Genomic DNA, 21,501 nt, shown 5'->3' on the forward strand with positions numbered 1-21,501 from the left:
TTTATTTTATTGGAGGATAATATGGACACTAAAAAGTCCTTAAATCAAGATACAAAAGAAAACTTAGAATATATTGACTCACATACGCTTCCAGGACTAATGCATGAAACAGGATATCCTGAAGAGTATTATGAGCTTATGGGTAATTTTCTATTTATTAATCCAAACTATAAAAATATTCCTATTAAACAACCTATAGATCCCGAAGTTATATCTAATACTAATAGACCCTATAATTCTGAGTTCCCTAGACCTTATTATAATCAGTTCGGATATCCCTACAATCCTTACTATCCTCATTATTATCCATACTATACCTACCCTATATATGGATTTAATCCGCTACCTTTGTTCTTACTTGGGTCTATTATAAGGTAATTTAAAAAGGGTAGCTTAAACTACCTTTTTCAATTTAAGCTACCTGTGTATATAAAATTAAGAATACATCTTAAATGTTAATTAACTAATATTTCAAATAATTTTATCAAAAACACTTTCTTTTTATTAAGTTATTTTACCTTTTTGTCCACCTTATTTAAGTATTTATAGTTCTTTAAAACCTACACACTCTTTTGTATTTTTTAAATATGCAATCCTATATTCATGTCCTTGTTTGATTTTAGCTTTTATAAAGACTTTGGTTTCATAAATTTTAAGACCATTCACATATATTATATTACTACCCCTCCCATTTCTAACTTCATAAACAATACCAGTAGTGTACTCATAATCATTAGTTATTAATTTAAGTACATCTTTTACCCCTGCAATCATACCATCTTTTGTATAAAATATTAGCACACTAAAATACAATACAAACATAATTGAACAAAATATTGATTTACTTTTCAATTACAATTTATAACTATAAGTAGCTACTTAAGAACATATTTACCACCAGAGGATTTCTCTATTACACCATTAATTCCATTACTACTTTTAATAGAATATCGTTTTCCTTTAGAAAAGAAACCTGAAATATCCTCTAGCTCATAATCTTCACCAAAAATATTATTAGTTTTCAACTTACCTGTAAATGTTGTCTCTAATTCACCTAAATCTTCATCAATAAACCCATCTTCACTATAAAGGTGTGTTTTCCCACCAACATTTTTGAAATAAAATTCCATAATACCCCTCCATAATTAATATATTTCTTTTTTACTCTTTATGATAATTTACCATTCTTATTGTATTTTAACATGATATTCTTAGGACAAGAATATAGATTATAAATTAAAAGCCACAACTGTTGAACTCAATCCTAAAATTCTTTATTGAGTTTTCTAAATAAATATAATCATTTTACGTTTATGGTTAACAGCACTTTCATAGAATTAATTGTTGAATAAAAATACCGCATATTCTTTTTATTAAATAATGCGGTATCATATGCTATCGTTTTTAAGGATATGTATTAAACTGCTATTCCTACCACTATCCATCCTAAAGAAGAGGCGTAAGAAATATTATAAACTCTCCTAATCACAATCAACAGAAAACTATAACTTCTCTTTTGCTTATCTTAGCTTTCAATTTCACCTTACAATTCTATTGAGTTATACTTCGATTCTATATTTGTTGTTTTTTGCTAAAAAAAGCGATAGTATAAAAATCATTAATTGTACGGTAAAAATATTTATACGCTCTATTAATCCTAAAATAGGAATTGAGTTTGATATAACTATACCTGTGGAAGCTCCAGAAATTGTTATTATACATCCACATAGGATAATAAATGAACCCAATGTCCCCATATTTTCTATTTTTCTAAAGCCTATCCCAATAAAAAATGTTGAGCCAATAGTAGTTATTACAACAATTGCAGTTACTATAATATGCATTAGGTTTTGAAATGTCATTCCCGCATTTATATCATCAAGAGGAAATAAAGAGTATCCCAAAAATGATGATATTTCCATTATTATTAATAATACCATTCCTATTTTAGAAGGTATATTTACATACTTTTTTAAGCTTAAATATAAAGTAACAGCAAAAAATATTGCTAATACTCCATATATACCAGTAAAAAGCCTAAGAAGTTCAGCATTTGGAGCTCATTCTCCAGTTAAATCACTAATTGGCTGCTTTATAGAAGAATATTCACCCCATAAATTCGCCCCTAAAAATACATGTAAAATATATACCACGGAACTTAACATTCCACATATAGTTCCGATTTTTTGAACTAACTTTATTTTATAATTTGTTATGTTTAAGCACCCCTTCATTATATAGTTAGATTACTTAATTATACCCTATAATAAACAACAAAAATATATTTTCAAAACCTCATTATTCACTTCTCAAGGAACATTAAAAAAGAATTTCTTGCAACTTCTATCTAAAATTCCCTTGGTTAATTGCTCATATCTTAAAGTTGCTAGATACTTTATCTTTTTATCTTTTTACTGAATAATTAATTACCTTTCATATGCATGATGATAAACTTTATCTGCATAGCCATAGAAGTTAGCTGTATTTTCAGCCTGTTTACCCATATGGTTATTGAGATCAAATCAGCTTCTCTCTTACCTGTAGATGGATTAAACTTGTCTACTGCCATACTGTAGTTACAGCTATCTCATTACCTGGTGTAATCTTAAGAACCAATTTTTCTTATTTTGCTCCAATTTGCTGTATTTCTGGTTATATGGTTATCTGTATTTCTGGTTAACTGGTTATATGGTTATTAAACATAATATTTTACAAATTCTAATGAATGGCTTATATAGGGCATTCAAGCCTAATTCTATTAATTTCTAGTATAGGCATCTATTTTTCGCTTAAACTATTGATGTACCATCTTCCTAAAAGTTTTCTTACTAATGTGCTGATACTTAATTCCAAAGCGTTGGTATCCTCATTATATGCTAATATATAAATTACCCTTCTTAGAATCATATTTGAAGATTAACATCCTTCAGATATGATTCTTTTATGTTTTTAAGGTTTCTTCCAACTTATGAATATTTATATTTACTTATTCTCACAATAACCATGAAAGGTGGCTATGCATATGAGGAAATTTACTAGTACTTTTTTAATTATTTTGCTCTTATTTTTAACTCCATATAAAGCTAACGCAGTTCCAAATTCGAATACTTTTAAAGAAGGGGGTTATAAAGTATCTGATTTTAATTTTTCAGAAGACAATCTTCACTATATTCAAAATATATCTGAAAAGGGCTCTCTCTTATTGCAGATTTATGATAAAGATCAGATTGCACAACAAGCTATACGCCTACCTCCTAAATCACAAAAATTTAATTTAATATCATTAAAACCAGAGCACAGAATAGTGATTATAGGTGATGGAGAAGCCTATATATCTTAAAAGGTACTAATAAGCATCTTTAAAATTGCTTTAATATTTGCTATTTTAGAATCGTATTTGTTGAAGTAAATCTAGTCACAGTGTAAAATGATATAGTTTCTCCAACTAGTGTTACTGGCATTACCGATGCTACTGGTGTTGCTGAAAATAATAGATTACTTTATTGAGTATGTTAGATAGAAGTATGGAAAGGGGAATAAAAGATAAAGGTGTCCGTGACAGACACCCTATTTTCTTATGTACATATTTACTATCTTTTTTTAACCTGGTATTAATTCACTATCTCAAAAGTAAATACGACTGGATTTATCATATTTTCGATGAGTGGAGATACATCAACTGACTTAATCTTCAATTTTATTCCTAATGCCTTTTGATATTCATACAAGCGCCCACCTGCACATCTTTCAAAATATGTTTCAATGGATTTTGGAAACTGAAACGTTCCTTTTGGTGCATGCTTATAGTATCCATGATTACAAGCAAAATTGACTGTAATTGTATTATCCTCATTTAAAACAGCTGTTCTTCTAAATTTATTTGTAAATAATCTCAATCTCTCGCCAAGAGGTTTGTCAGCATGTTCAAGTGCGAATGCTTTTCTCTCTTTATCTTCCCCAGTACCCCTACAACTTCCATTTTGTTCACATAAGCGGAATCGCTGCTCTTTAGAGAGATGTTCTTCCATAGCTATCATAAACTTTTCTTCACATTCGTCTCCCTTATATGTTTGAACAATCTTCTCAAACAAAGGCACTATATCGACTGGAATTTCATTTTTACTCATTCTCATACTTTTCATCATACTTTTCATTTTCAGTACCACCCTCCCTTTAATACGCATTTTACAATAAAATTAGTATACCATATCCCCTATTTATTTTCTATACATTACATATTATCCAGTAAATGTTACTATATACTTTTTCTATCTTTTCAAACTGGTATGAGTTTAGGGGGATACTTGCTACTTTACTATTGCAGCAAGGTATTCATCCAAAGATAGTTAGTGAGCGTTTAGCCCATGCAAATATAAGTATGCCTTTAGATATTTACTCTCATGTTTTTCCTAATATGCAGCTTGAAGCTGTACGTAAACTTGAAGATATTTTTGACTAAATTTTTTACTTAGACCACAAATTGGCCACAAGCCCATATTTCCCACAAAAACATAAACCCTGCAAACTCTCATGTTTACAGGGTTTTAATCTTATTTTGGTCTGAGTAGCGGGACTTGAACCCGCGACCCCAAGACCCCCAGTCTTGTACGCTACCATCTGCGCTATACCCAGAAGTTAAATATAATTATATACCAAATTAGGTGTTCGCGCAATGTTCATAGTTTTAGCTATTTCTTTTTCTTTTTATCTGATGAAGTAGATTTGGAGCTGGTACCTGCTTTATTGTTTTTATTTGCCTTTGGTTTTTTAGTTGAGCCACTTTTACTTTTTCCTTTATCAGGCATAGTATTTCCTCCTTATTTTTAATTATCATATCCATATTTCTGAAGGCAATTTGTAACTGCAAATAAATTTAACCACATTACTTCTTAAATATTTATTTAGAAATATTGTGGTCAAATTTTAAACTATAGAATTATGCAGATTAATCCGCCATTACCTTCATTAATAATTTTTTGAAGTGTTTTTTGTATCTTTACTTGTACATCTTCTGGCATCTTATATAACTTGTTTTGAAGTCCTTCTTTTACTAATACTTCTAAAGACTTTCCAAACATATTACTCTGCCATAATTTTGATGGATCATTTTCAAATTGGTTAAGTAATGATTTCATTAATTCTTCTGTTTCTTTTTCAGTTCCCATAATAGGAGATATTTCAGTTTCTATATCTGCTTTTATTAAATGTAAACTAGGTGCACTTGCTTTTAGTTTTATTCCATATTTAGAACCATGTTTAACTATTTCAGGTTCTTCAAATTTCATTTCTGAAAGCTGAGGAGCTACTAATCCATAACCTGTATCTTTAACATCTTGTAATGCTATTGATACTTTGTCGTATTCAACTTTTGCATGGTGAAGGTCTTTTACTAAATCTATAAGGTGTGATTCAGATGCTATTTCTGTATCACATAGTTCGCTTAAAATTTTATAGAATATTCCATCCTTAGGCTTCATATTAATTCTAGCTGTACCATTTCCTAAATTCATTTCAGTAACTTCTGATTGTGCAAAGATATCTTCTCCAGAATTATTATTTAGGCATTCTTTTATATCTCTGACTTTAAATATGTTCTCACACATTGATTTTACTATGTTTATAAAATTAGATTTTAACCAATGAGAACCTTCTAATTTTTCTATCCACTCAGGCATATCTATGTTTATTTCTTTTACAGGGAACTCTTTAAGTACTTTTTTGAATAATTTTTGTATGGATCCTTCATCCATTTTTTGTACATCCATTATTTCAACTGATACATTATACTTTAATTCCATGCTTTTCTTTAATTCCATTGTTTCTGTAGCATTAGGATTATTTGTATTTAATATTACTATAAATGGTTTATTTATAGATTTTAATTCTCCTATAACCCTTTCTTCAGCCTCTACATAGTCTTCTCTTTGTATTCCTGTGATAGATCCATCTGTAGTTACTACAAGACCTATTGTTGAATGATCTGTTATAACCTTTCTTGTTCCTATCTCAGCAGCATCTTCAAAAGGAATCTCATAATCAAACCATGGTGTATTTACCATTTTAGGATTGTTTTCTTCTATATAGCCTAAAGCTCCTTTAACTATATATCCAACACAATCTACAAGTCTAACTTTTAGTTTCAATTCCTCCTCTAAGGATATTTCTACTGCTTCGTTAGGTACAAATTTAGGTTCAGTAGTATGGATTGTTTTTCCTGATCCGCTTTGTGGTAATTCATCCTTTGCTCTTTCTTTTTTATAAGAATTTTCTATGTTCGGTATTACCATAAGATCCATAAATCTTTTTATAAATGTTGATTTACCAGTTCTTACAGGTCCTACAACCCCAACATAAATATCTCCTTGGGTTCTTTCCGCTATATCTTTATAGATATTATAATCTTCCAAGATAATCCTCCTAATAATATTATTGACAATATATATATATTAGATAATTTATAAAAGTATACTGAAATTTTGGGATTTAGTTTATCTTTTTTAACCATCATTTACGAGTATTTCTAATAATATATATTTCTGAAATTCTACTTATTATAAGATATTTGTATCCTATCTAAAATATACGCTTGAAATCGTTACATAAGAAAAAATATATTTTCTTCATAAAATAAAAACGTTGCAAAATAATTTATTAATTACTTTACAACGTTTCTTTAATTAAAACTTTTCACTTTTTTTATCTCTTAACATCAACTCTTGAATTCCTCTTACAGGATCTTCTCCTTCAAAAAGAACATTATATAACAAGTCTGTTATAGGCATAGATACATGCAGATGTTCTTTCAAATCATAAAAGGCTTTGCAAGCTTTAACGCCCTCAACAACCATTCCAATTTCCTTTAATGTTTCATCTAGAGTCAGGCCTTTACCTATTAATATTCCAGCTCTTCTATTTCTAGAATGCATGGATGTGCAGGTAACTATTAAGTCTCCCATACCAGTAAGCCCATAAAAAGTTTCTTCTTTTCCACCTAGGCTTTTGCCTATTCTAGAAATCTCTTTCATACCTCTAGTAATCAATGCAGCTCTTGTATTATCTCCATATCCTATAGCATCAAGAATTCCTGCAGCAACAGCTATTATATTTTTAACTGCTCCTCCAACTTCAACACCAACTAAATCATCATTTGTATAAACTCTTAAGTCTGGTGTCATAAATAATTCTTGCACCTCTTCAGCTAACTTCATATCTTTGCTTGTCGATACTATAGTCGTAGGAATTCCTTGAGCTACCTCTTCTGCATGAGAAGGCCCTGATAGTATTATTGGCGAGTGATTTAAAGTTTCTTCTATAACTTCTGATAACCTTAAGTTACTATGTTCTTCTATTCCTTTTGCTAAGGAAACAATTAATTGGTCCTCTTTTAAAAGTGGTTTTATTCTCTCACACATTTCTCTAACAGCAAAAGAAGGTATAGTGAGAACTATATATTTAACACCTTCTAGTGCAGTTTCAAGGTCAGCTGTAGCTGTTACATTTTCAGGTATAATAATATCTTTTAAGTATTTTATATTTCTTCTATGTTCATTAATTTCTTTAGCTTGAACTTCATCTCTAAGCCAAAAGTTAACTTCATATCCCTTATTAGCTATTAATACCGCAAGGGCTGTTCCAAAACTACCCCCACCTAAAAAAGCAACTTTATTCATCCCTTATTCCTTTCTTTCCCTGTACTCAATATCTATACCAGTCCCTTTAAAGTCAAAACTTTCTCTAAGCTGATTTTCTAAATATCTCTCATAAGAAAAATGTGATGCATTTCTATCATTAACAAAGAATAAAAACTTTGGTGGTTTTGTAGCAACTTGAGTTGCATAAAATATTTTTAATCTTTTAAGTCCCACTACTGGAGGTTCTTTCATTAATACTGCTTTATTAATAACCTCATTTAATATTCCCGTAGATATTCTCTTAGAGTAGTTAGCATAACAATATTTAGCTACTTCTAATACTTTATGAACTCTTTGACCTGATAAAGCTGATATAAATAAGTAGTTAGCATATGGCATAAAGTTTAATTTTGCCATTAAATCTTTTTGATATAAATTCATAGTTTTATCATCTTTTTCTATAAGATCCCATTTATTAACTATTACCATAATAGCTTTGTTAAGTTCATGTGCATAACCAATGATTTTTTCATCTTGATCTGTTACACCCTCTTGAGCATCTACCATAAGTATACATACATCTGCACGCTCTACTGCTGCATAAGTTCTTATAACTGAGTATCTTTCTATTTCTTCTTTTACTTTACTCTTTCTTCTAAGCCCAGCTGTATCTATAAGTATAAATTTCCCATCTTCTGTTTCTAAGTAGCTATCTATAGCGTCTCTAGTAGTTCCTGGTATATCTGAAACTATTACTCTATCTTCACCTAAAAGTTTATTTATTAAAGAGGATTTTCCTACATTAGGTTTACCTATCATGGCAATTTTAATGTAATCTTCATCTTCGTCTTGATTTCCTAATTCTTTAAAGTGCTCTACTACTCTGTCAAGCATATCTCCTAAACCTAAACCTTGAGACGCTGATATAGTAATAGGATCACCTATTCCTAAATTATAGAACTCCCAAGCATTATCTTCTTCTTTAAGAGAATCTACTTTATTAACAACTAGAACTACTGGTTTTTTGCTTTTTCTAAGCATTTGCGAAACTTCATTATCTGCACCAGTTAATCCTTCTTTACCATCAACTATAAAAACTATAACATCTGCTGTTTCAATAGCAATTTGTGCCTGTCTTCTCATTTGCTTTACTATTATGTCTTGATTTTCAGGTTCTATACCACCAGTATCAATCATTGTAAAATTATAATTAAGCCACTCTGCTTCTGCATAAACTCTATCTCTAGTTACTCCTGGAGTATCTTGTACTATCGATATTCTTTTTCCTGCTAATTTATTAAATAGGGTTGATTTCCCAACATTAGGTCTACCAACTATAGCAACTATAGGCTTTCCCATCTTTTATTCCTCCTGTAAATGCGTATTAATCTTGTCAATTAAATCTTCACCAGTATAATCGACAACTATAACTTTTATATTTAATGCCTTTTCAATATCTATTATTTTCATATCATCAAGCATTATTTGTTCTTTTGAATTTGAAAGTTCATAACCTTTTCTAAACATATTACTAGATAAAATTAAATAGTCAGTTTTTATCTTGCCCTTTAATTGTTCTATAATATCTTTTCCAGTAAGAAGTCCTGCAACTGTAATAGTTTCTCCAAAGAAGTAATTCTTAATTTCATAAACGTCTAAAATTATATTAGGATTAGCTTCCTTAATAACTTCACTTGCCCATAAAAGTTCTTTATATGCAGATACTCCAGATGCAATTGTAAAACTCCCTTTATTTTTATTGCTTAAGTAATTAAGCGAATCTTTAATGTATTTTCTAAATAAGGTAATCATTCCAATTCCGTCTTCTAGCTGATCATATTCTCCATAAAAATCTTCACTTGGAAGATTCATCTCTGCTAAAACGTAAAATTCATCTGAAAGTCTAACAAAAGGAGCTCCTATCTCCTTTATATACTTTTGCTGAAGCTTCTTTAAATCCTCTATTTCTTTTTTAGCTGTATCCTTGTTAAAAATCTCAAGCTCTTTTAAGCCTTTTCTATGTTTTGTTATTCCTATTGGTACAGCTGCCACATTTTGAACTGAAGGATAAAGTTTATATAAGTCTTCAACTGTCCTTTTAAGTTCTTCTCCATTGTTAATTCCAGGCACTACAACTATTTGAGCATTAATCTCAATTTCCGCTTCTGCTAATCTTTTTAATCTATCATAAAGATTTCCAGCAAACCTATTGTTAAGCATCTGAACTCTTAACTTTGGATCAGTTGTATGTACGCTAACATTTATAGGACTTATTCTGTAGCTTATAATTCTATCTATATCTTCTTCCTTCATATTAGTGAGGGTTACAAAGTTTCCTTGTAAAAAAGATAATCTAGAATCATCATCTTTAAAATAAAGTGTATCTCTCATTCCTCCAGGAAGTTGATCTATAAAACAAAATATACATTTATTAGAGCAGCTTTTTGCTTTATCCATAATAGAGCTCTCAAAGTCCACACCTAAATCCTCTTGAATATCTTTGTCTGCTTCTAATATCCAAACTTCTCCATCGGATTTTTCTATTTCAACCTCTATATATTCATCATTCATTAAAAACTTATAATCTATGATATCTTTAACCGGAGTATCATTTATGGATACCAAATAATCTCCTACTTCAATGCCTAGTTCTTCTCCCAAACTATTAGGTTCAACACTAGTAATCTTATTTTTCATTTCTAGTCTCCTAAATTATTTACTTTCATTATGTAATATTAACTTAATTAATAACTTTAGTCAATAAAAAAGGAGCCTAGGCCCCCTTTTTAAAGCTATTCATTTAAATCTACATATTTCCCAGTTTTAAGATATATAGTCCATTCACATATGTTTGTAACATGGTCTGCAATTCTCTCTAAGTATTTACATACAAATAAAAATTGTGCTGACTGTTGTATCGCATTATGGTCTTTACTCATTAATAGAAGTAGTTCTTCAAAAACAGCTTTATATAAGTCATCTACCTCATCATCCATCTTGCAAATTTCAAGTGCTCGTATATCATCTGATTCCACATAAGCATCTATAGATATTTTTATCATATTTTGAACTTTCTCAGCCATTTCACTAATGTGTTTAAGTTCCTTTATATATATTTCTTCTTTTAACTTCTTTGCAATCTTACATATATCTACTGCATGATCTGCCATTCTTTCTAAATCTGTAACTATCTTAGCAGTTGTAAATATATTTCTTAAATCTATAGCTAAAGGCTGCTCAGTTGCTATAAACTTTATACATGCATCTTCTATTTCTTTCTGCAAATCATCAACTAAATCATCTTTTTTTATTGTTTCGTTTGCTAACTTTATGTCTTTATTTTTTAATGCTTCCACTGAATTAAAAATTTGCTTTTCCACGATGCTGCCCATTTTTATAATTGCATCATGTAATTTTTGTAGTCTTAAATCTGATGAAGTTCTTGTCATAATTCTCGCTCCTTTTAAAGTATTTTATCCAAATCTTCCTGTAATATAATCCTCTGTCCTTTTATCTCTAGGTTTATAGAATATATTCTCTGTTAAATCATATTCTACCACTTCTCCATTTAAGAAAAAAGCTGTTTTATCTGCAATTCTACCTGCTTGTTGCATATTATGTGTTACTATTATTACTGTATATTTCTTTTTTAATTCATCCATAAGTTCTTCAACTTTACTAGTAGAAATAGGGTCAAGTGCAGAAGTTGGTTCATCCATTAATAACACTTCTGGCTCTACAGCTAAACTTCTTGCTATACATAGTCTTTGTTGTTGTCCACCTGATAGTCCTAAAGCACTTTTCTTTAATCTATCCTTAACTTCATTCCAAAGAGCAGCTCCTTGTAAACTTTTTTCTACAATTTCATCTAATTGACTTTTGTTCTTTATTCCATGTATTCTTGGGCCATATGCTATATTATCATAAATAGACATAGGGAAAGGATTTGGTTTTTGGAATACCATCCCTATTCTTTTTCTTAATAATATTTCATCATAATCGCTATATATGTTTTTTCCCTCAAAAAGTACTTCCCCTTCAATTCTTACACCATCTATTAAATCATTCATTCTGTTTATAGTTCTTAAAAATGTTGATTTACCACATCCTGAAGGTCCTATAAGGGCTGTTACAGAATTATTGTCTATTTGAAGAGAAACCTCTTTTAAAGCTTGTGAAGTCCCATAAAATAAATTTAATTTTTTTGTTTCAATAATACTCATGTTTTCCTCCTACTTTCCACTATACGATTTATATAATGCATTTCCAATTAATCTAGCTATAATATTAAATAATAATACTGCAAGAATTAAAACTGCTGATGTACCACTAGCTATTTTAGCAGCATCTGGAACTATGCCTTCAGCATTAAGCTTCCATATATGTACTGCTAAAGTTTCTGCTGGTTTAAATAATGAAAATGGTGATACATTATTAGTAAGGCTTATATTAGAGAATCTAAGTCTTCCTGCACTAAGCCCTGCTGTATATAGAAATGCAGCTGCTTCACCAAATATTCTTCCTGAAGCTAAAATTATTCCTGTTAATATTTGTGGCATTGCAGAAGGTAATATTACCTTTTTTATCGTTTGCCATTTAGTAGCTCCTAATCCTAAGCTTGCTTCTTTTACTTTTTTAGATGATTCCTTTATAGCAGTTTCACTAACTCTAGCTAAAGCTGGTAAATTCAATATTGATACTGATAGAGCTCCTGCTAAAAGAGAATAACCCCATCCAAAATAGGTTACAAATATCAATAATCCAAATAAACCTATTACTATTGATGGTAAAGATGCCATTGTTTCTATTGATAATCTAACAAACCTAACAAATCTACCTTCCTTTGCGTATTCAGCTAAGAATATCCCTGCACCTATACCAAAAGGTACAGTTATTATTAAAGAAATTATTAACATATAAACTGAATTAAATAATTGTGGTCCTATTCCACCACCAGCCGCAGTGGTTTTAGGTGTGCCGAATAAAAACTTAAAGTTTAATGAAGATGCTCCTCTATAAATAACAACTGCGAAAAATGATACTAATAATAATACAACTAAAGAAGCTATTATATATAAAATAACGGTAGCTATTTTGTCTTGCGTTTTTGCACTCATCTCTCTTCACCTCTAGATCCTATTTTTCTTATTATTAATATAAATACAAAACTTATAATTAATAGTATAAGTGCAAGTGTCCATAAAGCATTGTTCCATGTTGATCCACCTGCTGTATTAGCCATATCCATAGTTATAATACTTGTTAGAGTTGCCATAGATTCTGTTAAATTAAATGGAAGTCTTGCAGTATTTCCTATAACCATCTGAACTGCTAATGCTTCTCCAAAGGCTCTTGCAATACCTAAAACAACACCTGTTAATATACCATTTTTACCCGCTGGTAATATTACTTTTATTATTGTTTGCCATCTTGTTGCCCCTAATCCATAAGAAGCCTCTAAATATTCCCTTGGTACAGTTTTAATAGCATCTGATGAAAGTGAAGCTATTGTAGGTAATATCATTACACTAAGTACTAAAATACCTGCAAGCAAACTAAATCCAAGTCCACCGAAAGAATTTTTTATTAGAGGTATAAGAACTGTTATACCCATCCATCCATAAACAACCGATGGTATTCCAACAAATAGTTCTAAAACTGGTTGAAGTACAGTTTTTCCTATTTTAGATGATATTAAATTCATAAATATAGCTAAAGCTATAGCTATAGGTGCGCTAATTATGACTGCTCCAACAGATATAAATGTTGACCCTAATATAAATACTAAAGCACCATATTGTGGAACATCTCCACTAGGATTCCATCTTGTTCCAAATAAAAATCCACTTAAACTCTCTCCATCTTTTATAAAAGTTTGAACTCCTTTGGAGGCTATAAATATCATGATGGATAGAGTAATTATAATTATCATTACTCCACAGAAATATGCATATCCTCTTCCAGCATATTCATTTTTAATTTTCTTTAATACATTTTTTGAGTCTTCCATTTTTGTACTTTCCCCCTCACTGAATTTAGGACTGGCGCATTTGCCAGTCCTTGGAGAATTAAGATTATTATTTAACCTTCATTTCAGCTCCACTGATATATCCTTGCTTTTCAACAATTTTCTTATTTGCATCACTTGTTATATAATCAATAAATGCTTTTGAGATTTCATTTGGTTCACCTTTTGTATACATATGTCCCCATGCCCAGAATGGATATTTACCTGTTGTTATGTTAGCAACTGTTGCTTCAGTACCATCAATTTTAACTGCTGATAGCTTGCTTTTAGCTTCATCACTATTTAAGTAAGCTAACCCTACATAACTTATTGCTCCATCTGAGTTTTCCATAGCTTTAACTACTGCGCCATTACTTTCTTGAGTTACACCTATTTGGTCATTTTCTAATTCTTTCTTTCCATCAAGAATTGTTTTGATGAATGTAGCTCTAGTTCCTGATGAACTTGGTCTATGAACTATAATTATTTCTTTATCTGGTCCTCCAACTTCTTTCCAGTTTTTAGCCTTACCAGAGAATATATCTTGAATTTGTTGTTTTGTTAAATTAGTTACATTAAGGTTTTTGTTTACAACAACTGCAAAACCTTGTGCTACAACTTTATGATCTATTAACTCTTTTGCTTTAGCAGCATCTAATTTTTCTTCTGCAAACACATCAGAATTTCCTACATCTACTGAACCTTCTGATACTTGAGTTAATCCTTGACCTGATCCACCAGCTTGAGCATTAATTGTAACATCTGGATTTTCATCTTGGAATGGTTCTGCTGAAGCTTCTATTAATGGTAATAAAGCAGATGATCCTGATAATGTTATACTTCCACTTAACTCTTTTTTATCTGGAGCAGCATTATCAGTTCCTTTTGAACAACCTGCAAAAGCTCCTAATCCTATTGTTAATGATAATCCTAAAATAGCTAACTTTATACCTCTTCTTTTCATCTTTTAACCTCCAAAGATTCTTTCATGTTTATTTCTTTCTATGCATTTATTATTCCTTACAAATAATATAATAAACATTAAAAGTTAACCTGTTATTAGTTTGATGTTAAGTAATATTAGATAATTGTTAAGAAAAGTTAACAATTGAATAATTTCTTGAAATTCTTATATTAAATAAAATAAGATGCATCAAAGGTTATAAACTTCCCTTGAGGCATCCTATTTTTATATATGTTTTATTTTCACTATGAAATTACTTCCTTTACCTAAGACACTATTAACAGTAATATCTCCATTAAAATTCTTAACTATATGTTTAACTATAGCCAATCCAAGACCTGTTCCACCCTTTGCCCTGCTTCTAGCTTTATCTACCCTATAGAAACGTTCAAAGATTCTAGGTATTTCAGATTCCGGAATACCACAACCAGTATCTTCAACCTCTATTACTAGTTTACTGTCCAAATTATAGCTTCTAAAAGTAACTTTATCTCCTTCTTCAGAATACTTAATCGCATTCTCTATAAGATTAATTAACATTTGTTTAAACCCATCTCTACTTCCGTAAAGATATTTAGTGTTATTATTTTCAAACTCCAATTTAATTTTTTTATCCTCTATTAAATTATTCATAAGAATAAAAACATCATCAATAACATCATTAGGGAAAAATTCTTCCTTAAATACATCTCCCTTTTGTTCAATATTAGAAAGGGTTAATATATCATTAATAAGTCTTGTAAGCCTCTCTGCCTCATCATTAATTATATTTAAGAAACGTTCCCTATTCTCATCATCTTTTACATATTTAAGAGTTTCTGCAAAACCTTTTATTGAAGTTAATGGAGTTTTAAGTTCATGGGATACATTTGCTACAAATTGAGACCTTATATTCTCAAGCCTTCTTATATCAGTAATATCTTGTAAAACTGCAACTGTTCCTATATAATCAAGACCGTTTATAATATCAGCAGTTCTTATTCTAAGAATACTTTCTTTCGGCCAAATTATTTTAATTTCATGAACACGTACATCTTTTTTTTCAAATAATAGATCTAACTCAAAGTCACGTATGTGATCCATAAGTGGTTCCCCTATTATATCCTTTTTTATTCCAAATATCTTTTTAGAATAATGGTTCATCATTATGACATTATGTTTTCTGTCTACAGCTATCACACCACTATCCATACTTTGTAATATAGCTTCTAATCGATTCTGTTTATCTAAAACTTCATTTATCTTTCCTTGTAATTGATCTGCCATATTATTAAATGTTTTTCCTAATGTACCTAGTTCATCATTTGATAATATCTTTACTCTTCTGTTTAATTCCCCTCTAGCAATTCTAGAAGTGATAAACTCCATTTCCCTAACAGGCTCTAATATAACCCTAATTAATTTTAAAGATATTATAATAGAAATAGAAATAACAATCGCCAATATAATTAAATAATATTTTAAAAGTCCATCTTTAAATACTTTAGTGTTCTCTATAGCAATAGAGGTTCTTATAATACTCCCATCATTTAATTTTGTAGCATAATACACTAATGTTTTCTTTAATGTAGTTGAGTATCTTACAGCGGAACCTTCTCCCTTTTCTTCTGCTTCTTTAACTTCCTCCCTGTTATTATGGTTTTCAAGTGTGGATTTATCTACATTTGTATCATAAATTACAGTTCCGTCAGGCAATATATATGTGATTCTTACTTGCTTTGCCTCTTCATCAGCCTTAACTAGTTCCTTTAGATTTTCAATTTTGCTTAAATCTGAATATTTTATTAAATCATTATAGAATTTTAAAGTTTCCTTAGAACTGTCGATATATCTATAATTTACTATGGCTATAAATGAAGAGCTTATTACAATTAATGCAAATAAGATTGCTATAATTACAGTTATTAATATCTTCTTTTTCATATTTAATCTCCATTAAAAAATCTATAGCCTATTCCTCTAATTGTTTCTATTAACTTAGGATTTTTATCATCTATCTCAATTTTTTTTCTTAGATGTCTTATATGAACATCTACAGTTCTTGTTTCACCAATATATTCATATCCCCATATTTTGTCTAGTAAAGTTTCTCTTGTTAAAACTCTACCTCTATTTTTTATAAGTATTTCTAACAATTCAAACTCTTTTAATGTTAAATCTACTTTTTCTCCATCTTTTACCACTTCATGCTTATTAAAATCTACTGATATATTAGAAAAATTGAAAGCTCTTTCTGAAGTTGGAGTAGTATTAATTCTTCTTAAAACAGCCTTAACTCTTGCAAGAAGTTCTCTTACTGAAAATGGCTTTGTTATATAGTCATCAGCACCTAATTCAAGACCTAATATTTTATCTAACTCTTCGCTTTTGGCAGTGGTCATAATTATAGGTATATTTTGAGCATTAGGATCTTTTCTTATTTCCTTACACACATCATACCCATCTAACCCAGGTAGCATTAAATCTAATAATACTAGATTAGGTAAATCATTTTTAACCTTTTTTAATGCATCTATACCATTCGTAGATGTAGTGACCTTATATCCAGCATTCTCTAAATTGAATTTTAATAACTCCAATATATGTTCTTCATCATCTACAATAAGAATCTTTTCATTAGCCACAAAAATCCCTCCAATTAATTATCTTTTAACTATAAACGAATAACATCTTCCAGCTTCATTTCCATCTCTTCTATAGGAATGTAATTTATTATTCGTATCGCAACAAGTACATAATTTAATAGTCTGTATATTTTCTTCTTTTATCCTATTATTCCTCAATGTCTTTAATATTACTTTCTCTAATGAAAGATTTCTTCCCTCAAAAAGATTTTCTCCCTTAAAAGATTCCTTATTATTAAACTTATCTCTTAATTCTTCACTAACCTCATAGCAGCATTGCCTAATATGGGGCCCTATAATAACTTTAATATCTTCTTCATTTGATTTATATTTATCTTTCATCATGCTTATTGCATTCTTAACTATTTCATCATAAGTTCCTCTCCATCCACTGTGAACTGCACTTATGACGCCCTTAACCTTATCATATAATATAACTGGCACACAGTCTGCATAAAAAACACCTACTCCCATATTCTTCAAAATTGTAATGAGACCATCTGCTTCTTCGCTACTAGTTTCTTCATTAACATTAGATACATTTATGATTTTATCTGAATGTATTTGGGTAAGATACTTTATAGAACTTAATTCAAATATATCTTTTAACTTCTCTATATTATTCCTGCCTTTTTCAAGCTTTCTGTTATAATTTTTATCTCCTATAGAAAAATATATTTCAAACTTATCATCAGAAAATGATATGAATTCTTCATTATTAATTTTTGTCATCAATTATCCTCCTCAAGTAATTTAATTTTAACATTTTATAGTTAATTTGAAACATTATAATTGCTTTTTTAACTTAATTATAACAAAAGGACTACCTTCTATTAGTAGTCCTTGTTTGTCATTAAGCTTTTAATTTCCTGTAAAAAAGTATTGATATCCTTAAATTGTCTGTATACAGATGCAAATCTAACATAGGATACTTCATCTATTACCTTAAGCCTTTCCATTATCATCTCACCAATATATTCTGACTTAACCTCAGAAATCATCTTATTACTAATAGCTTTTTCAACATCATTAGCTAAATCTTCAATTTGAGCTCTAGATACAGGTCGCTTTTGGCATGCTTTTATTAAACCGCTAACTATTTTTTCCTTTGAGAAAATCTCGCGGTTCATATCCTTTTTAATTACCAAAATAGGTATATCTTCAACCTTTTCATAAGTTGTGTATCTTTTCCCACAGCTAAGACATTCTCTTCTTCTTCGAATAGCTGTAAAATCCTCTGTAGAACGAGAATCAACAACCTTACTTTCTTCATAAGAACAATATGGACATCTCACTAACTTCACGCCCTTCTTTTCTAATGTAATTATATTATACAGTCAATATACGATTTTTTCTAGAGTATTTCATCCATAAATGTATTTAACTTAACTAAAATAACATCATCACCTATTTTTATTATATCTTTCCATGGTACTTCTATAAATTCCACTTTACCAAACCAAGATCCTTTTTGAACTGGAATAAGTATTGACTCTATGGTACTACTTTCACAATCTATTTTAAAATCTCTAGCAAATCCTATTTTAGCTCCACGCTCAATATCAATAACTTCCATAGCTCGAATAGAGTTTATTGAATGTAATTCCTCATCCATTGTTCTCCCCCCTATAACTTTTACTGTATTACATAATATTCTTTAATTAAAAATATATGCACATAAAAAATATTTCTGCACAATAAAAAATATTTCTGCACACGTTAAATTAATACAATGCCACTAATTCCTATAAACAATGAAAAATAAGAGCTCAATTGAGCTCTTAGACATACTTTCGCATATGTTTTAATGCTGTTTTTTCTAGTCTACTGACTTGTGCTTGAGAAATACCTATTTCATCTGCGACTTCCATTTGTGTTCTTCCATTAAAAAATCTTAATGTTAATATTAATTTCTCTCTTTCGTTTAATTTCTTCATGGCTTCTTTAATCGATATATTTTCTAACCAACTATCATCTCCATTTTTGCTATCACTAATCTGATCCATTACAAAAATAGCATCTCCACCATCATGGTAAATAGGCTCAAACAATGATACTGGATCTTGTATTGCATCTAATGCAAATACTACCTCTTCTCTTGGTAGATCTAACTCCTTTGCAATTTGAGATATAGTTGGTTCTTTATTATCTTCATTAATTAATCTATCTCTCACTAATAGAGCTCTATATGCAATATCTCTTAAAGATCTGCTTACTCTAATTGAATTATTATCTCTTAAATATCTTCTGATTTCTCCTATAATCATTGGAACAGCATAGGTAGAAAATTTTACATTTTGTGATAAATCAAAATTGTCAATAGCTTTCATTAATCCTATGCAACCCACCTGAAAAAGGTCATCAACATTTTCACCACGGTTGTTAAATCTTTGTATAACACTCAATACAAGCCTTAAGTTTCCTTTTATGAATATCTCTCTAGCACTATCATCTCCAGCTTTCATTTTGAGTAAAAGCTCCTTCATTTCCTTGCCTTTTAGTACAGGAAGCTTTGAAGTATTTACTCCACAGATTTCAACCTTATTAATTATCAAAATGATCAACCCCTTAGGAAGTAATAACTGATTGCATTTAGAGTATATCCCTAAGAAGTAAATTTTATACTGATAATAATTTAAATCATTTTATTCATTTCTTTTTTTAATCTACTTATTATCTTTTTTTCTAATCTTGAAATATATGATTGTGATATCCCAAGCATGTCGGCTACCTCTTTCTGTGTCTTTTCTCTAACCCCATATAATCCAAATCTTAATTTAACTATTTCCTTTTCTCTTTCATTTAAACTTTTAAGAACCATAAACAAAAGTTGTTTGTCCACTTCATCTTCTATTAGGTTATATACTATATCATTTTCTGTGCCTAATATATCTGATAATAATAATTCATTTCCATCCCAATCTATGTTAAGTGGCTCATAAAAAGAAATTTCGGCTTTTACCTTTGAATTTCTTCTTAAATACATCAAAATTTCATTTTCTATACACCTTGATGCATAAGTAGCAAGTTTTATCTTTTTCTCAGGATTAAAAGTATTAACAGCCTTTATCAATCCAATAGTACCAACTGAAATTAAATCTTCAACACCTACCCCCGTATTTTCAAACTTTCTAGCTATATAAACAACTAATCTTAGATTTCTTTCAATCAATGTACTTCTTATTCTTTCGTCTCCAGACATAAGATTTTCTACAAGTTCTTCTTCTTCTTCTTTTGATAGTGGTGGTGGTAAAGCATCGCTTCCACCAATATAATAAACCCTCTTTTTAAATAACTTTAATTTGATTACAAGCTTATTAAGTAATAAAAGTATTTTCATCATAACGTCACAACTCCCTTATACTATTCCTCTAGATAACAATGCATTATAAGCTCCTTCTCCGCTTAATATATTTTCTGTTAAACAGACAATAACATCTCTAATCAACTTACTTTTTTCATTTTCAATTACTACATCTTTAACTTTGAAACCCTTTAGCTTTCCACCATCACCATTGATAGTTTTTATATTTATATATATAGCCTCTTTTTCATTAAAATCGGCATATTTACATATATCGCTTTCAACTACAATCACAGGCAAATCTGTAATTGGTTCTCTCAATTCATTTCCTGTATCTAAAAAACCTTTAGCATAAAATTCTTTACTATGGTACTTTATTGTCAAATTGTATATATAATTCTCCACAAACATCTTATCTCTGATTGTATTAACAATTCTTTCAACTAATATAAATATAGTTAATATAGACATTATTAAATATTTTATTGGATAATTATTTATTGTAAGTCCATCTTCTAAGCTATATCCATTACCCATTAAAGAAAATCCAAAGGATACTCCACTTAATATAAATGATGTTAATATTAACACTAATGTTCCCTTAAGTATCTCTTTAACATTTCTACACCTCATAGCTATATAAACCATAATAACAGCTACTATTATTCTAAATGGTAAGGCGGCTAAAATACTCACTTCAGGAAATATCATAACTAAAGTGTAAAAAGCTCCAACCATTGCTGCTATAATTTCCATTCTTCGTTTTCGCTTGGCTCTTAATAACTTCATCATTATTACTATTAAAAATAAATTAATCACAAAATTCTCTATTAAAAATATATCTAAATTTATCTCCATCAATTCCACCTCACAAGTAAATTATAAAACTATTAATATCAGAATTTTGTCATTTTAAACATTATAATTTCAATTATTTTACACCTCTTTTTTACAATAAATTACATTGCATA

General features: G+C 29.6%; 25 protein-coding genes, 1 tRNA gene and 1 pseudogene. 3 read left to right on the plus strand and 24 right to left on the minus strand.

Translation table 11 applies throughout. From position 1 onward, the window contains the following. Positions 1 to 21 precede the first annotated feature (21 nt). A complete protein-coding gene (locus L1S49_RS11885) occupies positions 22 to 378 on the plus strand; it encodes a hypothetical protein (protein WP_073015927.1) in 357 nt (118 codons plus the stop codon). Positions 379 to 543: 165 nt separating this feature from the next. Here L1S49_RS11885 and L1S49_RS11890 read toward each other — a convergent pair whose 3' ends face one another. The 5 genes and pseudogenes from L1S49_RS11890 to L1S49_RS11910 all read right to left on the minus strand — a co-directional run bounded on the left by L1S49_RS11890 (position 544) and on the right by L1S49_RS11910 (position 2,569). Continuing rightward, positions 544 to 801, minus strand: coding sequence for a hypothetical protein (locus tag L1S49_RS11890; protein ID WP_238904636.1), 258 nt, complete (start codon positions 799 to 801; stop codon positions 544 to 546). 74 nt (positions 802 to 875) lie between these two features. Continuing rightward, a complete protein-coding gene (locus L1S49_RS11895; RefSeq protein ID WP_238904638.1) occupies positions 876 to 1,130 on the minus strand; it encodes a hypothetical protein in 255 nt (84 codons plus the stop codon). 429 nt (positions 1,131 to 1,559) lie between these two features. After that, positions 1,560 to 2,045, minus strand: a pseudogene (locus L1S49_RS11900) (DUF998 domain-containing protein); the annotation flags it as partial. Between the two features lie 15 nt (positions 2,046 to 2,060). Continuing rightward, positions 2,061 to 2,234, minus strand: a complete 174-nt coding sequence (locus tag L1S49_RS11905) for a hypothetical protein (protein ID WP_238904641.1) — start codon at positions 2,232 to 2,234, stop codon at positions 2,061 to 2,063. A 188-nt stretch (positions 2,235 to 2,422) separates the two neighbouring features. Then, positions 2,423 to 2,569, minus strand: a complete 147-nt coding sequence (locus L1S49_RS11910) for a hypothetical protein (protein ID WP_238904643.1) — start codon at positions 2,567 to 2,569, stop codon at positions 2,423 to 2,425. Positions 2,570 to 3,022: 453 nt separating this feature from the next. On the opposite strand from L1S49_RS11910, the gene L1S49_RS11915 reads away from it, so the two are divergent. Beyond that, entirely contained in the window at positions 3,023 to 3,340 is a 318-nt protein-coding gene (locus tag L1S49_RS11915) for a hypothetical protein (RefSeq protein ID WP_238904645.1), read from the plus strand. A 271-nt stretch (positions 3,341 to 3,611) separates the two neighbouring features. Here the strand turns inward: L1S49_RS11915 and L1S49_RS11920 are convergent, their stop codons facing one another. Further along, complete coding sequence (locus L1S49_RS11920) at positions 3,612 to 4,166, minus strand: hypothetical protein (RefSeq protein ID WP_238904647.1); 555 nt, start codon at positions 4,164 to 4,166, stop codon at positions 3,612 to 3,614. Between the two features lie 152 nt (positions 4,167 to 4,318). Between L1S49_RS11920 and L1S49_RS11925 the strand changes: the two genes are divergently transcribed. After that, complete coding sequence (locus L1S49_RS11925) at positions 4,319 to 4,459, plus strand: hypothetical protein (protein WP_238904649.1); 141 nt, start codon at positions 4,319 to 4,321, stop codon at positions 4,457 to 4,459. A 97-nt stretch (positions 4,460 to 4,556) separates the two neighbouring features. On the opposite strand, the gene L1S49_RS11930 is transcribed toward L1S49_RS11925, so the two are convergent. The 18 genes from L1S49_RS11930 to L1S49_RS12015 form a co-directional block, all read right to left on the minus strand. Further along, a tRNA-Pro gene (locus L1S49_RS11930) sits at positions 4,557 to 4,632 on the minus strand. Positions 4,633 to 4,928: 296 nt separating this feature from the next. Further along, positions 4,929 to 6,407 (minus strand): stage IV sporulation protein A, encoded by a 1,479-nt coding sequence (gene spoIVA, locus L1S49_RS11935; protein WP_073015872.1) that lies wholly within the window; start codon positions 6,405 to 6,407, stop codon positions 4,929 to 4,931. A 270-nt stretch (positions 6,408 to 6,677) separates the two neighbouring features. Then, a complete protein-coding gene (locus L1S49_RS11940; protein WP_238904651.1) occupies positions 6,678 to 7,670 on the minus strand; it encodes an NAD(P)H-dependent glycerol-3-phosphate dehydrogenase in 993 nt (330 codons plus the stop codon). 3 nt (positions 7,671 to 7,673) lie between these two features. Next, positions 7,674 to 8,990: a ribosome biogenesis GTPase Der gene (der, locus tag L1S49_RS11945; RefSeq protein ID WP_021802182.1), complete on the minus strand. Its 1,317-nt coding sequence runs from the start codon at positions 8,988 to 8,990 to the stop codon at positions 7,674 to 7,676. 3 nt (positions 8,991 to 8,993) lie between these two features. Next, positions 8,994 to 10,328 carry a DUF512 domain-containing protein gene (locus L1S49_RS11950; RefSeq protein ID WP_238904652.1) on the minus strand — a complete coding sequence of 445 codons (1,335 nt, stop codon included), beginning with the start codon at positions 10,326 to 10,328 and terminating at the stop codon, positions 8,994 to 8,996. Positions 10,329 to 10,423: 95 nt separating this feature from the next. Continuing rightward, entirely contained in the window at positions 10,424 to 11,080 is a 657-nt protein-coding gene (phoU, locus tag L1S49_RS11955; protein WP_238904656.1) for a phosphate signaling complex protein PhoU, read from the minus strand. A 24-nt stretch (positions 11,081 to 11,104) separates the two neighbouring features. Continuing rightward, a complete protein-coding gene (gene pstB / locus L1S49_RS11960; RefSeq protein WP_073015868.1) occupies positions 11,105 to 11,854 on the minus strand; it encodes a phosphate ABC transporter ATP-binding protein PstB in 750 nt (249 codons plus the stop codon). A 9-nt stretch (positions 11,855 to 11,863) separates the two neighbouring features. Further along, complete coding sequence (gene pstA, locus L1S49_RS11965) at positions 11,864 to 12,748, minus strand: phosphate ABC transporter permease PstA (RefSeq protein ID WP_073015867.1); 885 nt, start codon at positions 12,746 to 12,748, stop codon at positions 11,864 to 11,866. Continuing rightward, positions 12,745 to 13,641 carry a phosphate ABC transporter permease subunit PstC gene (pstC, locus tag L1S49_RS11970; RefSeq protein ID WP_073015866.1) on the minus strand — a complete coding sequence of 299 codons (897 nt, stop codon included), beginning with the start codon at positions 13,639 to 13,641 and terminating at the stop codon, positions 12,745 to 12,747. Before pstC ends, pstA begins: the two co-directional genes overlap by 4 nt. Before the next feature lie 67 nt (positions 13,642 to 13,708). Continuing rightward, on the minus strand, positions 13,709 to 14,602 hold the full coding sequence (locus tag L1S49_RS11975) for a phosphate ABC transporter substrate-binding protein (protein WP_238904658.1): 894 nt from the start codon (positions 14,600 to 14,602) through the stop codon (positions 13,709 to 13,711). A 225-nt stretch (positions 14,603 to 14,827) separates the two neighbouring features. Continuing rightward, positions 14,828 to 16,525 (minus strand): ATP-binding protein, encoded by a 1,698-nt coding sequence (locus L1S49_RS11980; RefSeq protein ID WP_238904661.1) that lies wholly within the window; start codon positions 16,523 to 16,525, stop codon positions 14,828 to 14,830. Positions 16,526 to 16,527: 2 nt separating this feature from the next. Continuing rightward, complete coding sequence (locus tag L1S49_RS11985; RefSeq protein ID WP_238904663.1) at positions 16,528 to 17,226, minus strand: response regulator transcription factor; 699 nt, start codon at positions 17,224 to 17,226, stop codon at positions 16,528 to 16,530. Between the two features lie 18 nt (positions 17,227 to 17,244). Further along, positions 17,245 to 17,958 (minus strand): peptidoglycan editing factor PgeF, encoded by a 714-nt coding sequence (gene pgeF / locus L1S49_RS11990; protein WP_238904665.1) that lies wholly within the window; start codon positions 17,956 to 17,958, stop codon positions 17,245 to 17,247. Between the two features lie 101 nt (positions 17,959 to 18,059). After that, positions 18,060 to 18,521 (minus strand): transcriptional regulator NrdR, encoded by a 462-nt coding sequence (gene nrdR / locus L1S49_RS11995; RefSeq protein WP_021802192.1) that lies wholly within the window; start codon positions 18,519 to 18,521, stop codon positions 18,060 to 18,062. 59 nt (positions 18,522 to 18,580) lie between these two features. After that, a complete protein-coding gene (locus tag L1S49_RS12000; protein ID WP_021802193.1) occupies positions 18,581 to 18,841 on the minus strand; it encodes a YlmC/YmxH family sporulation protein in 261 nt (86 codons plus the stop codon). 166 nt (positions 18,842 to 19,007) lie between these two features. Then, a complete protein-coding gene (sigG, locus tag L1S49_RS12005; RefSeq protein WP_021802194.1) occupies positions 19,008 to 19,781 on the minus strand; it encodes an RNA polymerase sporulation sigma factor SigG in 774 nt (257 codons plus the stop codon). Between the two features lie 80 nt (positions 19,782 to 19,861). Then, a complete protein-coding gene (sigE, locus tag L1S49_RS12010; protein ID WP_021802195.1) occupies positions 19,862 to 20,569 on the minus strand; it encodes an RNA polymerase sporulation sigma factor SigE in 708 nt (235 codons plus the stop codon). 15 nt (positions 20,570 to 20,584) lie between these two features. Next, positions 20,585 to 21,388 carry a sigma-E processing peptidase SpoIIGA gene (locus L1S49_RS12015; protein ID WP_238904667.1) on the minus strand — a complete coding sequence of 268 codons (804 nt, stop codon included), beginning with the start codon at positions 21,386 to 21,388 and terminating at the stop codon, positions 20,585 to 20,587. Between the last annotated feature and the right edge of the window lie 113 nt (positions 21,389 to 21,501).

Source organism: Clostridium sp. YIM B02506 (genome assembly GCF_022324845.1).
Taxonomy (GTDB): domain Bacteria; phylum Bacillota; class Clostridia; order Clostridiales; family Clostridiaceae; genus Clostridium_T; species Clostridium_T intestinale.

Bases quoted from the DNA above. Each gene is read 5' to 3' on its own strand.
- L1S49_RS12000 (WP_021802193.1), bottom strand. From the start codon at position 18,841: ATGGATGAGGAATTACATTCAATAAACTCTATTCGAGCTATGGAAGTT.
- phoU (WP_238904656.1), bottom strand. From the start codon at position 11,080: ATGACAAGAACTTCATCAGATTTAAGACTACAAAAATTACATGATGCA.
- der (WP_021802182.1), bottom strand. From the start codon at position 8,990: ATGGGAAAGCCTATAGTTGCTATAGTTGGTAGACCTAATGTTGGGAAA.
- L1S49_RS11910 (WP_238904643.1), bottom strand. From the start codon at position 2,569: ATGGCAGTAGACAAGTTTAATCCATCTACAGGTAAGAGAGAAGCTGAT.
- pstA (WP_073015867.1), bottom strand. From the start codon at position 12,748: ATGAGTGCAAAAACGCAAGACAAAATAGCTACCGTTATTTTATATATA.
- L1S49_RS11885 (WP_073015927.1), top strand. From the start codon at position 22: ATGGACACTAAAAAGTCCTTAAATCAAGATACAAAAGAAAACTTAGAA.
- L1S49_RS12015 (WP_238904667.1), bottom strand. From the start codon at position 21,388: ATGGAGATAAATTTAGATATATTTTTAATAGAGAATTTTGTGATTAAT.
- L1S49_RS11950 (WP_238904652.1), bottom strand. From the start codon at position 10,328: ATGAAAAATAAGATTACTAGTGTTGAACCTAATAGTTTGGGAGAAGAA.
- L1S49_RS11975 (WP_238904658.1), bottom strand. From the start codon at position 14,602: ATGAAAAGAAGAGGTATAAAGTTAGCTATTTTAGGATTATCATTAACA.
- sigE (WP_021802195.1), bottom strand. From the start codon at position 20,569: ATGATGAAAATACTTTTATTACTTAATAAGCTTGTAATCAAATTAAAG.
- pgeF (WP_238904665.1), bottom strand. From the start codon at position 17,958: ATGACAAAAATTAATAATGAAGAATTCATATCATTTTCTGATGATAAG.
- pstC (WP_073015866.1), bottom strand. From the start codon at position 13,641: ATGGAAGACTCAAAAAATGTATTAAAGAAAATTAAAAATGAATATGCT.
- L1S49_RS11915 (WP_238904645.1), top strand. From the start codon at position 3,023: ATGAGGAAATTTACTAGTACTTTTTTAATTATTTTGCTCTTATTTTTA.
- pstB (WP_073015868.1), bottom strand. From the start codon at position 11,854: ATGAGTATTATTGAAACAAAAAAATTAAATTTATTTTATGGGACTTCA.
- L1S49_RS11905 (WP_238904641.1), bottom strand. From the start codon at position 2,234: ATGAAGGGGTGCTTAAACATAACAAATTATAAAATAAAGTTAGTTCAA.
- L1S49_RS11980 (WP_238904661.1), bottom strand. From the start codon at position 16,525: ATGAAAAAGAAGATATTAATAACTGTAATTATAGCAATCTTATTTGCA.
- L1S49_RS11940 (WP_238904651.1), bottom strand. From the start codon at position 7,670: ATGAATAAAGTTGCTTTTTTAGGTGGGGGTAGTTTTGGAACAGCCCTT.
- L1S49_RS11895 (WP_238904638.1), bottom strand. From the start codon at position 1,130: ATGGAATTTTATTTCAAAAATGTTGGTGGGAAAACACACCTTTATAGT.